Origin of the sequence: Brevundimonas sp. (assembly GCF_041688735.1) — a bacterium.
Lineage (GTDB): Bacteria > Pseudomonadota > Alphaproteobacteria > Caulobacterales > Caulobacteraceae > Brevundimonas.
Window position 1 is genome coordinate 1 of the sequence record NZ_JBDNHO010000069.1, and the last position, 13589, is coordinate 13589.

The following is a 13589-nucleotide window of genomic DNA, read 5'->3' on the forward strand; positions in this document are numbered from 1 at the left end:
CTCAGGCTCTCTTGACTATGCTGTATCGCTCGACGGACCGCCTCAGTCGTTGTGGCGCTCCCGTGAAGAACCTGACCCATAATGCCTCCTTCCATTTCAAGGAAAAGATTGCACCATCAAACTCCGGGACCAAACATCTAGAAGGCGCGGCGGCCGTCGATATTGCCTGGCGGTGCGTAACGGCAGGCCAGAACGGACCGGTCGCCCCGGGCCGCGATGGCGCAACCGACATGCGTCGTGCCGCTCCAGACCAGTTGGGTGTAATGACCCACATCGGTCCAGTTTCCGCTGCGGCTGACGTTCGGGAAGACGCCGGGGCGGTACTGCGCCTTTTTGGCGATCCATTCGCCGACCATGTCGTCCGGTGTGAAGGTGTGACCGCCCCAGCCGCTCCACAGGTTCTCGCCATGGCCGTGCAGGGACGGGTCGTGGGCGAAACGACCGGTGACAATCAGCTCTTCGGCCCAGCCCCGCGCCTCGGATTCCAATTCGTCGCTCCAGACCAGTGGCGGAACATCGACCCGGGCCCGCTCGAAGTTGTGGGCCTGGAGCAATCGCGACTCGATCGGGTCCGAGGGTCTGGAGCTGCGGGGCGGGACGATGGGGACCACCTGTCGCGCGGACTGCGACGCCGATTCGATCAGCGGTGCCCGAGCCGCCTGCGGCGCATAGCCGTCCGCGCAGGCGGCGGCTGCCGGTAGCAGGCCGGCCAGAATCAAAATCAGGGATCGGCGCATGAAGCCTCCTTGGTCGGGTCGGGGACATAGCGTGTCCGCTCCCGCGCCGTTCCCTTCGTCTCTTCAGGGGTGAGGCGTTCCGCCGGACCCCAAGTTTGTGGCCGCTGCAAATTCCGTTTCCGGCAGCAGGAACCGACCGCGCCGGTTTTGCTTTGATGGGGTGCGCGCCGGGCGCACCACAAAATAGGAGCCGATCATGGCCGACAAGACTCTCGACACCCTGTTCCACGATACGCTCGAGGACATCTATTACGCCGAGCGCAAGATCCTTAAGTCCCTCCCCAAGATGGTTCGGGCGGCCCAATCACCGGATTTGAAGGCGGCCTTTGAAAAGCATATCGGCCAGACTGAAGGCCAGATTGAGCGCCTTCAACAGGTGTTCGAGATCATCGGCAAGCCCGCCCGTGGCAAGACCTGCGAGGCCATCGAAGGCATCCTGGCCGAAGGCGATGAGATCGCCGAGGAATACAAGGGAACGGCGGCGCTTGACGCCGGACTGCTGGCGGCAGCCCAGGCCGTCGAACACTATGAGATCACGCGCTACGGCACGCTGAAGCGTTGGGCACTTGTCCTGGGTCTGGACAATGCCGCCGCCCTGCTGGATGAGACCCTGCAGGAAGAGTCCCAGACCGACGAGGACCTGACGACGCTCGCCGACGCCACCGTCAATGCAGAGGCCATGGCCGCCGCGGCCTGATCCGCGTTCAACGTGAAATGCATGAACCCGGCGGGACCTGTTCCCGCCGGGTTTCGTGTGTCGGCGGGGTCCCGCTGGATTGCGGGGGAGTAACCATTACTTGACGTTGACGTAAACGTAGGGCTTGTGACGACCACCCTCAGAATCCGTCCTTATTGGAGACCTGCTCCCATGGCCGAGGCCTATATCTATGACGCGGTCCGCACCCCGCGCGGCAAGGGCAAGAAGGATGGATCGCTGCACGAGATCACCGGGCTGAGCCTGGCGACCCAGGTGCTGGAAGCGCTCCGGGACAGGAACCACCTCGACACGTCCAAGGTCGATGACGTCATCCTCGGCTGCGTCACCCCGATCGGCGAACTGGGCGCGGACATCGCCCGCACCGCCGTGCTGTCGGCGGGTTGGGCCCAGAGTGTGGCGGGCGTCCAGATCAACCGTTTCTGCGCCTCTGGCCTCGAGGCCGTGAACATGGCGACCGCCAAGGTGAAATCCGGCGAGGCCGATTTCGCTGTCGGCGGCGGCATCGAGGCCATGAGCCGCGTTCCCATGGGTTCGGACGGCGGGGCCTGGCCGGTCGATCCGTCCTCGGCCTTCCCGACCTATTTCGTGCCGCAGGGCGTCTCGGCCGACATGATCGCCACCAAATGGGGTTTCTCCCGCGACGACGTCGACGCCTATTCGATGGAGAGCCACAAGCGCGCCGCCGCCGCCTGGGCTGACGGCCGGTTCTCGAAGTCGGTGGTGCCGGTCAGGGACCAGCTGGGCCTGACCATCCTCGACCGCGACGAGACTATTCGTCCGAACACGGACATGCAGACGCTCGGTGCCCTGAACCCGTCGTTCCAGATGATGGGCGACATGGCCTTCGACGCCGTGATCAACCAGCGCTACCCCGAGGTCGAGCGGGTCAACCACGTCCACACCCCGGGCAACTCCTCGGGTATCGTCGACGGCTCGGCCGGGGTGCTGATCGGCACGCTGGAAGCCGGCAAGGCCCTGGGCCTCAAGCCCCGCGCCCGCGTCGTCGGCGCCGCCTCGATCGGGTCGGAGCCGTCGATCATGCTGACCGGTCCGGAGTTTGTCACGAAGAAGCTGCTGGCCAAGCTGGGCATGACCACCGCCGACATCGACGTGTGGGAATTGAACGAGGCCTTTGCCGCCGTGGTGCTGCGCTACATGCAGGCGCTCGACATCCCGCACGACAAGATGAACGTCAACGGCGGCGGTATCTCGATGGGCCACCCACTGGGTGCCACCGGTGCCATGATCACCGGTATCGCCCTGGACGAACTGGAGCGATCCAACAAGTCCACCGCCCTGATTACCCTGTGCATCGGTGGCGGTATGGGCACCGCCACGGTGATCGAGCGCGTCTGATCCATTGCTCCCCCGTACGGGGAGCTGTCAGCGAAGCTGACTGAGGGGGCTGGCCCCGAACGCCAGAGTCTGCGGTGGGCCCCCTCCACCGCTTCGCGGTCCCCCTCCCCGACGGGGGAGGATTTGAGGAACAAGCCATGGAAAACTTCAAGATCGACGTCGACGCCGACGGCATCGCTCTGATCACCTTCGACGTCCCCGGACGGTCGATGAACACCCTGACCTCGGGCGTCATGAAGGAGATCCCCGAATGGGTCGAACGCATCAGGACCGATGACGGCATCAAGGGCGCGGTACTGACCTCGGGCAAGGCTTCGGGGTTCTGCGCCGGCGCCGATCTGGGCGACATGGCGGGCGGCATGCTGGCCGGCGGCTCGCTTCAGGAAGCCTACGATGCGGGCTGGAAGCTGAACGGGGCCCTGCGCGCGCTTGAGACCTGCGGCAAGCCGGTGGCCGCGGCGATCAACGGCCTGGCCCTCGGCGGCGGGCTTGAGCTCACCCTGGCCTGCCACTACCGCGTGGTCGGCGACGACAACAAGATCCAGCTCGGGCTGCCCGAGATCAAGGTCGGCCTGTTCCCCGGCGGCGGCGGCACCCAGCGCCTGACGCGCCTGATCGGCGTCCAGCAGGCCATGATGGCCATGACCGAGGGCAAGTCCTTCCGTCCGAACGACGCCAAGGGCGCCGGCTTCGTCAATGAGGTCGTGGCCAAGGGCGGCGAAGTCGAGGCCGCCAAGGCCTGGATCAAAGGCGGCGGAAAAGCTGTCCAGCCGTGGGACGACAAGGCCTTCAAACTGCCCGGCGGCGGCCCCTTCCACCCGGTCGGCATCCAGAATTTCCTCGTCGGCAATGCGATGATCCGCAAGCAGACCTACGGCAACTATCCCGCCGCGACGAACCTGATGAAGGCCGTCTATGAGGGCGTTCAGGTCCCCATGGACGCGGCCCTGCGCATCGAGACCCGCTATTTCATCAAGACCCTGATGACGCCGCAGGCCCAGGCCATGATCCGCAGCCTGTTCCTGTCCAAACAGGAACTCGACAAGGGAGCCGTCCGCCCCGCAGGCGTGCCCAAGTCCGATCCGCGCAAGGTGACGGTAATTGGCGCAGGCATGATGGGCGCGGGCATCGCCTATGTGCAGGTCATGGCCGGCATCGAAACCGTGCTGATCGACACCACCCAGGAAGCCGCCGACAAGGGCAAGGCCCACGTCGCCGACCTGCTGGGCAAACGCCTCAAGCGCGGCCAGATGACCCAGGACAAGTACGACGCCCTGCTGGCCATGGTCACCGCCACCACCGACTACGCTCATGTGAAGGGCAGTGATCTGGTCGTCGAGGCCGTGTTCGAAAGCCGCGAGATCAAGGCCGACGTGACGAAGAAGGCCGAGGCCCAGCTGGACGTCGGTGCCATCTTCGGTTCCAACACCTCGACCCTGCCGATCACCGGCCTGGCCGAGGCCTCGATCCGCCCCGAGGACTTCATCGGCATCCACTTCTTCTCGCCCGTCGATAAGATGATGCTGGTCGAGATCATCCTCGGCGAAAAGACCGGTCAGGCCGCGATCGCCAGGACGCTCGACTACGTTCTGAAGATCAAGAAGACCCCGATCGTTGTCAACGATTCCAGAGGCTTCTACACCTCACGCTGTTTCTCTACCTTCCTGACCGAGGGTATGGCGATGCTGAACGAGGGCTATGCTCCGGCCATGATCGACAACGTCGGGCGGATGACCGGCATGCCGCGTGGCCCGCTGGAGATGCATGACGACGTCGCGCTGGACCTGTCCTACAAGATCGGCAAACAGACCCGCGCCGACCTCGGCGACAAATACGTTCCCAATCCGGGCGAGGACATGGTCGCCGCCATGGTCGAGGGCGGCCGCTTCGGGCGCAAGAACGGCAAGGGCTTCTACGACTATCCGGCCGAGAAGGGTTCGCCCAAGACCCTCTGGAAAGGCCTGTCCGAACTGGTGGCTCCGACCATCAATGACTCGGATCCCGACCTGGTGGCCGAACTGAAGACCCGGCTGCTGTACCGCCAAGCCGTCGAGGTCGCGCGCTGCTGGGAAGAGGGGGTCATCGACGACCCGCGCGAGGCCGATCTGGGCGCCATTCTCGGCTGGGGCTTCGCGCCCTGGACCGGCGGCCCGATCACGATGATCGACCAGACGGGACTGAAGGCCTTCGTCGAGACGGCTGACCGACTGACCGCCACCTACGGCGACCGCTTCAAGGTCCCGCAGCTGCTCCGCGACATGGCCGTGAAGGGTGAGACCTTCTACGGCAATTTCGAAGGCAAGCAGAAGGCGGCGGCGTAGGCTTTTCCTCTCCCGCAGGGGAGAGGGTTCGGGGTCCGCTTGACGCCGGCGGCTTTCGGCTCCACCCCTCCGGTCGCCCCAACCGGAGCCGCACAATGATCCGTTTCCTCGCCCTCGCCCTGCTGTTCGTCGGGGTCGCCGCCTCGGCGCGGGCGCAGGACATGCTGATCCGGGGCGGCCCCATCTACACCGGCGTCGACGCCGCCCCGACCGCCGAGGCGGTGCTGGTGCGCGACGGGCGGGTCGTCTGGGTCGGCAGCTTGGCCGATCAGCCCGCTGTGTCGACGGAAACTCCGACCATCGACCTGAAGGGCGCGGCCATGTTCCCCGGCTTCACCGACGGCCACGCCCACCTGGACGGCATCGGCTGGCGCGAGCTGACGCTGAACCTCGAAGGCTCGACCTCGGTCGTCGACGCCATGGCCAAGGTGACGGCCTGGGCCGAGGCTCATCCCGAAGGCCCCATCGTCGGGCGAGGCTGGATCGAGACCCGCTGGCCCGAATCCGCCAACGGCGCGCGCTTCCTGACGGCGGCCGACCTCGACGCTGCGGCCCCGGGGCGGGTCGTGTTGCTGAGCCGCGCCGATGGACACGCGGTCGTCGCCTCCACCCCTGCCCTGCTGGCGGCGGGTATCGACGCCTCGACCGTCGCCCCGTCGGGCGGCGAAATCCTCAAGGGTCCCGACGGCAAGCCCACAGGCCTGCTGGTCGATGCCGCCGAGCAGCTGATCGCCGGCCTGATGCCCCAAGCCGATCCCATCGCCCTGCGCGAGGCCTATCGCGCCGGCTTCCGCGTCGAGGCGGAATATGGCTGGACCGGTCTTCACTTCATGAGCGCGCCCTGGAAGGACGTGCCGCTGATGGAGCAGATGGCCGAGGCGGGTGAAGCCTCGATCCGCGTCTACAATAACGTCACCCCCGACGGCGCCCAGGCCCTGTTCGCCTCTGGCCCGCGCAGCGTCGCCGACGGCCGGATCATCACCCGGGCGGTCAAATACTACGCCGACGGCGCGTTGGGCTCGCGCGGCGCGGCGCTGTTCGAACCCTATTCCGACCGGCCGGAGACCAGCGGCCTGATGCAGACGACCGAGGCCGAGGCCGTGCCTCTGTACGAGCAGGCCTTGCGCTCGGGCATCCAGATCGCAACCCATGCCATCGGCGATCGGGGCAATGCCTCGGTGGCGGGCTGGTACGCCGGGGCCATGAAGAACGTTCCCGCCGCCGAATGGCGCAACGGAGCCGACGTGCGTTGGCGCATCGAACACGCCCAGATCCTGCGGCCCTCCGACTATCACTGGTTCAAGGACCTGCTGATCATCGCTTCGATGCAGCCCAGCCACGCCATCGGCGACCTGTATTTCGCCCCCGCCCGCCTCGGCGATGCGCGGCTCGACGGAGCCTATGCGTGGCACAGTCTGGTCGACATGGGTGTGATCGTCGTCGGCGGCTCGGACGCCCCGGTCGAGCGAGGTTCGCCCCTGATCGAATTCTACGCCGCCGTCGCCCGCGCCGATCTGGAGGGCTTCCAGGGTCCCGACTGGCGGGCGAACGAGGCGGTGGACCGCCAGACCGCGCTCAAGATGTTCACCCTCTGGCCCGCTTACGCCAGCTTCCGCGAGGCCGAACTGGGCACGATCGAGGTCGGCAAACGGGCCGACTTCACCGCCTTCAACGTCGATCTGATGACCGCGCCCTTCGCCGAGATTCCCAAGGGCAGGGCCGTGCTGACGATGGTGGACGGCGTCGTCGTGCACCGCGCCGACTGACAAGAGACCCCGCCGGCTCGTGCCGGCGGGGTCCTAGTGGCCTCGATGGGCCTCAGAACGTCTTGCGCAGGCGGATCTGGTAGAAGGTGCGCGGATCGACGTCGCGCGTCTCCACGAGGGTTTTGGCGGCGCTTTTCCTGCCTCTCCAGTTACAAGACAGACAGGTAGATTAAATCGGAGACACCATTACAGAGATGTCATGCTTGTGTTTGGAGTTAGTCTTGTAGTTACTCAGGGCAAGAAGGTGAGAAGGGTATAGCTTTGAAATTCCTCGCATCCGCTTTGTCTGCTTTCGCCTTGCTGGCCGGCGTGACGGGCCCGACCATCGTTCTGGCCCAGACGCCCGTGGCCGAGGAATCGACACTCGACGACATCATCGTCGTCGCGCGGCGGTCCCAGACCCCGATCTGGGAGGTCAGCCGGGGAGGCCGGTCTCTGATCCTGGTCGGTGCTATTCGGGGGTTGCCGCGCGACTTCGAATGGAGCCCGACCGGACTGGAGGCCGCGACCGTGCGCGCGGACAGGATTCTTTACCCGCCCGAGGGCCGCGTATCGCCAGCTGACATCATCCGCCTGATCTGGCGTGGCCGTTCAGTGGCGCGTCTGCCGGAGGGCACCACCACGGCCGACTGGCTGCCCGCCGAAACCCAGGCCCGGCTTGAGGCCGTGATGGCCGACGAACGCAACGAAGACTGGCGTGTCCAGGGATTCTTCCTGATGCAGTTCAGCCTGCTTCAGAACAAGGCCGGCTTCAGCCGCGGCGGTCGGGACGTCGATGACGTGGTGAGGCGCGCCGCACGCGGAGCCCGCATTCAGGGCGAGTCCGTCGGCTTCGTTCGGGGTGACGAACTGGTCGATGACCTGCTCACCGCCTCGCCTGCGGCATCCGCCCCCTGTATCGCGGCGGCTGTTCTGGCTGCAGAAGCGGGACCGACGACGTTTACCGATCGCGCCGAGGACTGGCGCGGACTGCGGGTTCCCGAGGTGATCGGCAATCCCCTGGATGCTGCGCTCGGCCAGTGCTGGCCATGGGGCGATCCCGAGATCGGGCCGCAGTTGAGAACTCAGTGGCTGACGGCGCTGTCCGGTGCCCTCGACCAGCCGGGGGTGAGCCTGGCCGTCGCGCCGCTGAGGCTTCTGGCCGAGCCGGGTGGCGTTCTCGACGGGCTTGAAGCGCAGGGGTTCGAGGTGCGGGGGCCGGAATGGAAGTTCGGCAACCCGGCCGCGGCAACAGGGGACTAGACGCTATGCGAAACATGTTCATGGGACTGCTGGCGGTAGCGGGCGCAGCCACCGCGCTGCCGGCTCTGGCCCAGGAGCCGCAACCGTCCACTGCGACGCTCGAAGACATCGTCGTCATCGCCCGGCGGTCGGGTGCGCCGGTCTGGCGGGTGCAGAACGGGGATGCGACTGTCATCGTCGTGGGGTCGCTGTCCGATGTACCGGCCGACACCCCTTGGCGGCCCGAAGCGCTGGAAGCGGCGGTCGCCAAGGCGGACTTCGTAATCCTGTCGCAATCGGCCACGATGAGCCTCGGCGATTTTTTCAGGATGCGTCGCGCGCGGGCGCGTCTGCCGGAAGGCACGACCACCGCCGACTATCTGACGCCGGACTGGCAGGCCCGTCTGATCGGGCGCGAACGCGTTCATGGGCAGGCCTATGCCGAACGCGGCCTGACCTGGATCGCCGCTGATCTCACGGGCGACAGGCTCCGCTATCGACCTGGAACGGGCCGATCGGCCCATGCGGTCGTGCGGTCGGCGGCGCGCAGAGCGCGGCTCCCGGTCGATGAAGTCGGCAACATGAGCGGGCACCACGTCGACGAAGCCGTGGCCGTTCCCGACGCGGCCCAGGTGGCGTGTCTCACGGCGGCGATCGAAGCCAATGAAGCCGGCGTGGAGGCGGTCCGGGCGCGCGGCCTGGCGTGGACGCGCCAGGACGTTCCCGCCGTGCTCTCAAGCCCGGTCGAGCGGGCCCGGGATCGCTGCCAGTGGTTCGCCGATGAGACCCTGATCAACGAAGCGCGCGCGCAATGGTCAGAAGCCGTCGTCGACGCCCTGGGCCTGGCTGGCACGACAATGGTGGTCGCGCCGATCTCGACTGTGGCCGAGGCCGGCGGCTTGCTGGATCAGATCGAAGCCCGCGGGCTGACCGTCGTCGGCCCGCTCTGGACCGCCGACTAGAGCCTGATCGTCCCTCAGACCGCCGTGCCGCCCACCGTCAAACCGCCGATCTTGACGCTGGGCTGGCCGATTCCGACTGGCACGCCCTGTCCGCCCTTGCCGCAAACGCCGACGCCGGGATCGAAGGCGAAGTCGTCGCCGATCATGCTGATGTTGGTCAGGGCCGTGGCCCCGTCGCCGATCAGGGTCGCGCCCCGCACCGGCGCGGTGATCTTGCCGTCCTCGATCAGATAAGCCTCGGTGCACTGGAAGACGAATTTGCCGTTGGTGATATCGACCTGGCCGCCGCCGAAATTGGCGGCGTAGAGGCCGCGTTTCGTATTGGCGATCATGTCGGCCTGGGTGTCCCTGCCGCCCTCCATGAAGGTGTTGGTCATGCGCGGCATCGGCATGTGGGCGAACGACTGGCGCCGCCCGTTGCCGGTGGCGCGCGTGCCCAGCTGGCGGGCGCTGAGCCGGTCATGCATCAGCCCGACCATGACGCCGTCCTCGATCAGGACCGTGCGCGACGTCGGCGTGCCCTCGTCATCAATCGACAGCGAGCCCCGGCGACCGGCGATGGAGCCGTCGTCGACGACGGTGACGCCCGGCGCGGCGACGCGCTTGCCCATCATGCCGGTGAACACTGACGAACCCTTGCGGTGGAAGTCGCCCTCGAAGCCGTGGCCGATAGCCTCATGCAGCAGCACGCCGGGCCAGCCGGCGCCGAGCACCACGTCCATTTCCCCGGCCGGGCAGTCGACGGCGTCGAGATTGATCAGGGCCTGCCGCAGGGCGTCGTCCACCTGACCCTTCCAGCTGTCGGGCGTGATCCACGTCTCGAACCCGGCGCGACCGCCGGCGCCGGACTGCGCGCTTTCGCGGCGGCCGTCCTTCTCGACGGTTACCGACACGTTCAGCCGGACGAGTGGGCGAAGGTCCGACACGCGGCGGCCGTCTCCGCGCAGGATCTCGATCTGGCGGCGTTCGCCGATCAGCGAGGCCGAGACCTGCACCACGCGGGGGTCGCGGGCGCGGGCCCAGGCGTCGATCTCGGACAGCAGGGCGATTTTGTCGGAGAAGGCCGGCGACGCCAGCGGATCGACCGCCTCGTACAGCACCTGATTGGTCGCGCGCGGGGCATCCGCGGAGACGCCAGCGTGACCGGCCTTGGCCAGCGCCGCGCTGTCGGCCGCGCGACGCAGCGCAGGCCCGGTGATCTCATTGGCGTGGGCATAGCCGGCGGTCTCGCCCGCCACGACCCTCAGGCCGAAACCTTCGGCGGCGTCATAGGCGGCGGACTTCAGCCGGCCGTCGTCGAAGACGAGCGATTCCGATTCGGAGCGTTCCAGGAACAGCTCACCGTCATCCGCTCCGGCCAACGCCGACTGAAGGATGGACAGGGCCTCGTCGGGGGCGACGTCGGCGGAATCGAGGATGGCGGGCGGGGAGACGTGAACGGTCATGAGCTCCAGATAGGGTGTGCGGAGCGTCGCGTCACGGTCTCCTCTCCTTCCTCCCGTGCGGAAGGAAGGAGAGGAGCCATGTTCAGTCCTGTCGAACCTCGCCGAATCCGGAGATCCTCTGGGTCAGCTCGGCGGGTCGCTCGGTGAGGGTCACGTCGCCGGAACCCGAGATATTGATCTCGGCCTTGCCGGTCGGAGCCACCCGCACGTCGCCGAAGCCGTTGACGTCAATAGTCGCGTCCTTGGTGGTCAGGCTATCGAGATCGGCCCCGCCCGACCCGGAGACGTCCAGCGTGAGGGTATCGGTTCGACCCGTGGCGTCGACCTCACCGAAACCCGAGATCGTCAGATTCAGCGCAGGCTGGTCGTAGTCGCGGATCGACAGGTCGGCCGAACTGTCGAGCTGGAAGGTCCGGACCGAAGGCGCGGTGACGACCACCTTGAGACGGTCGTGGACACTCCAGCCGAAGACGACGTGACCGACGTCATCGCCGTCGACATACGTCAATCGACCGTCGACGAGGCGAACCCGGTCGACCATCGACTGCTGGCCGGTCAGGACGACCGAGGGAGTCGAGCCCTGGACGTAGATGATGTCTCCGGGAATCTCGATCGTTAGCCGGTCGCCGCCCGTCCAGGGCAGGTTGCGGACCACGGTCGGGCCCTTGTCACTGCGTTCGAAAGTGACCGTTTGGTTTTTCTCGGCATCGCGGAGGGTCCAGGCCCAGCCGTTGCGGGCCAGGTCGGTGCCGCCGAGGGCGGCGGCACCGGCGGCGGCGGCGGCGCAGAGCACGAGGCTGGCGCCGGTGATGATCAGAAGGGTGCGGATCATGTCAGATCTCCTGAGGCCTGGGCTTGGGGTTGAAGGGCCGGCTTCAACAGCCGGTAGTGCAGACGGGCGTACCAGACGGTGGCATTGACCAGCAGGATGGTCACCACAGCCGTCAGGGCGCCGATGGCGGTGGCTCCGGCTATCAGCGCCAGACCCCCGAGGATCGCCGCGAAGGGACCGCCGGGGAAGCCCGCGAACGGACCGGCGACCATGACGACACCGCCACCGATGAACAGGCCGATCGCGGCCATGATGAAGCCGAACAGGGCCCCCACCACGCCCATCAGAATGGGCAGCAGGATCAGGATGTCGATCGCGCCCAGCCCCAGCACCGCGAAGATGGCGGCGGCGGCAGCGGACGGGTTCTTCTCCTGGTCCCAGCGACGGGCCCCGGCTTCCGCACGCAGTTCGCGGGCTAGGCGGTCGGGATTGCCCAGGGCCTCGGCCACCTCGGCGTCGGTGCGGCCGGCGGCCAGCCCGTCCTCGAAATGGGTCTCATAGTCCGAAGCGATCTCGTTGGCGGTCGTGATGGGCAGGCCCACCAGTCCGCGGCGCAGACTCGACATGAATTCGGCGCGGTTCATTGTTCAGCTCCCCTTTCAGCGGTGTCGACGACGGCAGGCGCCGCGTCGGATGGTTCGACAGGCCGCGCGGCGGCGTCGATGACGCCCTCGACGGCCTCCACGAAGGCGCGCCACTCCGTCGTCTGGGCCGCGAAGGCCCGACGACCGGCGTCGGTCAGTCGATAGTATTTGCGCGACGGTCCGGCGCTGGACTCGACCAGATAGGTTTCCACCTGGCCGTCGGACTGCATCCGTCGCATCAACGGATAGATCGTGCCCTCTCCCATATCGATAGCGACCGACAGGGTCGAAGCGATCTCGTAGGCATAGCTGTCGCGTCGGTTCAGGAGGGCCAGAACGCACAGCGTCAGCACTCCCTTCTTCAATTGTATCTCGATGGTCTCTGGCACCTCTGGGCCTCCTGTGATGCCCAAGGGGTACCGCAAGGTATCTGTCGACGCAAGGTAGCTGTCATAACATGACGGAGATTTAATCCTTGGACCGATGGCCGCATCCCTTCCCAATCTCTCGCTGATCGCTTGGCAAGCGCCGGACGGGGCGATATGCACCGCGCGAAGACGCGCAATGGGCCATGAGTCCCGGCGCCGGCTTGCGATCCACTCGCAAGCGACTGCGACGAAACGATTTTATGAGGATGTCTCGCATGGGGATGGGCACGCGCGCCCGGGCGTCGATCGGCGGTGGTCTCACCGCCCTCTGCCTGGCCGTATTCTTCGCCACGCCGTCATGGGCCCGGCCGCTGGTCGGTCAGCCGACCGACGGCAACATCGGCCTGCAGCCGTCGGCCTCGCCGCTGAAGGTTCAGACGACCTTCTTCCACGACGTCATCCTGATGCCGGTGATCAGCTTCATCACCCTGCTGGTCCTGGGCCTGATCATCTGGATCTGCATCCGTTACAACAAGAAGGCCAACCCGGTCCCGGCCAAATGGAGCCACAACACCCTGGTGGAAGTCGTCTGGACCGTCCTGCCGGTGTTGATCCTGGTCGGCATTTCGCTGTTCTCGTTCCGCCTGCTGTTCGCCTACCACGACATGCCCACGCCCGACCTGACCATCAAGGCGACTGGCAACCAGTGGAACTGGGGCTATGAGTATCCGGACCAGGGCATCGCCGAATACGTCTCCAACATGCTGCCCGAGGACGAACTGGCCGCGCGCGGCATGCCGCACAGCCTGTATCGCCTCGCCGCCGACGAACCGATCGTCGTGCCGGTCGGAAAGACCGTCCGCGTGCTGGTGACCGCCGCGGACGTCATCCACGCCTTCGCCCTGCCGGCCTTCGGCCTGAAGACCGATGCCATCCCCGGCCGCGTCAACGAGACCTGGTTCCGCGCCGATCGCGTCGGCATCTACTACGGCCAGTGCTCGGAACTGTGCGGCACCGACCACGCCTTCATGCCGATCCAGATCAACGTCGTCACCGAGGCCGAATTCGCCACCTGGGTCGGCTCCAAGGGCGGTTCCATGACGCCAAAGACCGCTGCTGAAGCGCCGGGCGGCACCGTCGCCCAGGTCGCCGCAGGCACCACCGGCGCCCCGACCGTCACCGATATCCCGACCGCCCAGACGGCGACCACCCCGCAAACCGTTGCGCCGGCGACGGCGTCCGCCGCCGCTCCGGCCGCTCAATAAAGAACCGCGAGAGC

12 protein-coding genes are annotated in these 13589 nt (G+C 66.8%); 7 read left to right on the forward strand and 5 right to left on the reverse strand.

Features of this window, described 5'->3' with window-relative positions:
* Window positions 1-137: 137 nt before the first annotated feature.
* On the reverse strand, window positions 138-737 hold the full coding sequence (locus ACESMO_RS07540; protein ID WP_372707545.1) for a CAP domain-containing protein: 600 nt from the start codon (window positions 735-737) through the stop codon (window positions 138-140).
* 196 nt (window positions 738-933) lie between these two features.
* On the opposite strand from ACESMO_RS07540, the gene ACESMO_RS07545 reads away from it, so the two are divergent.
* From ACESMO_RS07545 to ACESMO_RS07570, 6 genes are all read left to right on the forward strand, one after another.
* Complete coding sequence (locus tag ACESMO_RS07545) at window positions 934-1434, forward strand: ferritin-like domain-containing protein (RefSeq protein ID WP_372707546.1); 501 nt, start codon at window positions 934-936, stop codon at window positions 1432-1434.
* A 171-nt stretch (window positions 1435-1605) separates the two neighbouring features.
* A complete protein-coding gene (locus tag ACESMO_RS07550; protein WP_372707547.1) occupies window positions 1606-2811 on the forward strand; it encodes an acetyl-CoA C-acetyltransferase in 1206 nt (401 codons plus the stop codon).
* A gap of 137 nt (window positions 2812-2948) precedes the next feature.
* The gene (locus ACESMO_RS07555) at window positions 2949-5132 is read left to right on the forward strand and encodes a 3-hydroxyacyl-CoA dehydrogenase NAD-binding domain-containing protein (protein WP_372707548.1); all 2184 of its coding nucleotides are present in this window, start codon (window positions 2949-2951) and stop codon (window positions 5130-5132) included.
* Window positions 5133-5227: 95 nt separating this feature from the next.
* The gene (locus ACESMO_RS07560; protein ID WP_372707549.1) at window positions 5228-6898 is read left to right on the forward strand and encodes an amidohydrolase; all 1671 of its coding nucleotides are present in this window, start codon (window positions 5228-5230) and stop codon (window positions 6896-6898) included.
* Between the two features lie 261 nt (window positions 6899-7159).
* A complete protein-coding gene (locus ACESMO_RS07565) occupies window positions 7160-8140 on the forward strand; it encodes a TraB/GumN family protein (protein ID WP_372707550.1) in 981 nt (326 codons plus the stop codon).
* 5 nt (window positions 8141-8145) lie between these two features.
* Window positions 8146-9081, forward strand: coding sequence for a TraB/GumN family protein (locus ACESMO_RS07570; protein ID WP_372707551.1), 936 nt, complete (start codon window positions 8146-8148; stop codon window positions 9079-9081).
* Between the two features lie 14 nt (window positions 9082-9095).
* Here the strand turns inward: ACESMO_RS07570 and tldD are convergent, their stop codons facing one another.
* The 4 genes from tldD to ACESMO_RS07590 all read right to left on the reverse strand — a co-directional run bounded on the left by tldD (window position 9096) and on the right by ACESMO_RS07590 (window position 12331).
* Window positions 9096-10526: a metalloprotease TldD gene (tldD, locus tag ACESMO_RS07575; RefSeq protein ID WP_372707552.1), complete on the reverse strand. Its 1431-nt coding sequence runs from the start codon at window positions 10524-10526 to the stop codon at window positions 9096-9098.
* Between the two features lie 82 nt (window positions 10527-10608).
* Window positions 10609-11358 (reverse strand): GIN domain-containing protein, encoded by a 750-nt coding sequence (locus ACESMO_RS07580; RefSeq protein WP_372707553.1) that lies wholly within the window; start codon window positions 11356-11358, stop codon window positions 10609-10611.
* Window positions 11355-11942: a DUF1700 domain-containing protein gene (locus ACESMO_RS07585; RefSeq protein ID WP_372707554.1), complete on the reverse strand. Its 588-nt coding sequence runs from the start codon at window positions 11940-11942 to the stop codon at window positions 11355-11357. The genes ACESMO_RS07580 and ACESMO_RS07585 overlap by 4 nt, the downstream gene beginning before the upstream one ends.
* Window positions 11939-12331 carry a PadR family transcriptional regulator gene (locus tag ACESMO_RS07590; RefSeq protein WP_372707555.1) on the reverse strand — a complete coding sequence of 131 codons (393 nt, stop codon included), beginning with the start codon at window positions 12329-12331 and terminating at the stop codon, window positions 11939-11941. The genes ACESMO_RS07585 and ACESMO_RS07590 overlap by 4 nt, the downstream gene beginning before the upstream one ends.
* A 254-nt stretch (window positions 12332-12585) precedes the next feature.
* Here ACESMO_RS07590 and coxB point away from each other — a divergent pair, with 254 nt between their 5' ends.
* Entirely contained in the window at window positions 12586-13575 is a 990-nt protein-coding gene (gene coxB, locus ACESMO_RS07595; RefSeq protein WP_372707556.1) for a cytochrome c oxidase subunit II, read from the forward strand.
* The last annotated feature ends 14 nt before the right edge of the window (window positions 13576-13589 follow it).

What these genes read in the sequence shown, in the direction of transcription:
- tldD (WP_372707552.1), bottom strand. Translation starts at nt 10,526, where the DNA reads ATGACCGTTCACGTCTCCCCGCCCGCCATCCTCGATTCCGCCGACGTC.
- coxB (WP_372707556.1), top strand. Translation starts at nt 12,586, where the DNA reads ATGGGGATGGGCACGCGCGCCCGGGCGTCGATCGGCGGTGGTCTCACC.
- ACESMO_RS07550 (WP_372707547.1), top strand. Translation starts at nt 1,606, where the DNA reads ATGGCCGAGGCCTATATCTATGACGCGGTCCGCACCCCGCGCGGCAAG.
- ACESMO_RS07560 (WP_372707549.1), top strand. Translation starts at nt 5,228, where the DNA reads ATGATCCGTTTCCTCGCCCTCGCCCTGCTGTTCGTCGGGGTCGCCGCC.
- ACESMO_RS07545 (WP_372707546.1), top strand. Translation starts at nt 934, where the DNA reads ATGGCCGACAAGACTCTCGACACCCTGTTCCACGATACGCTCGAGGAC.
- ACESMO_RS07555 (WP_372707548.1), top strand. Translation starts at nt 2,949, where the DNA reads ATGGAAAACTTCAAGATCGACGTCGACGCCGACGGCATCGCTCTGATC.
- ACESMO_RS07585 (WP_372707554.1), bottom strand. Translation starts at nt 11,942, where the DNA reads ATGAACCGCGCCGAATTCATGTCGAGTCTGCGCCGCGGACTGGTGGGC.
- ACESMO_RS07580 (WP_372707553.1), bottom strand. Translation starts at nt 11,358, where the DNA reads ATGATCCGCACCCTTCTGATCATCACCGGCGCCAGCCTCGTGCTCTGC.
- ACESMO_RS07570 (WP_372707551.1), top strand. Translation starts at nt 8,146, where the DNA reads ATGCGAAACATGTTCATGGGACTGCTGGCGGTAGCGGGCGCAGCCACC.
- ACESMO_RS07540 (WP_372707545.1), bottom strand. Translation starts at nt 737, where the DNA reads ATGCGCCGATCCCTGATTTTGATTCTGGCCGGCCTGCTACCGGCAGCC.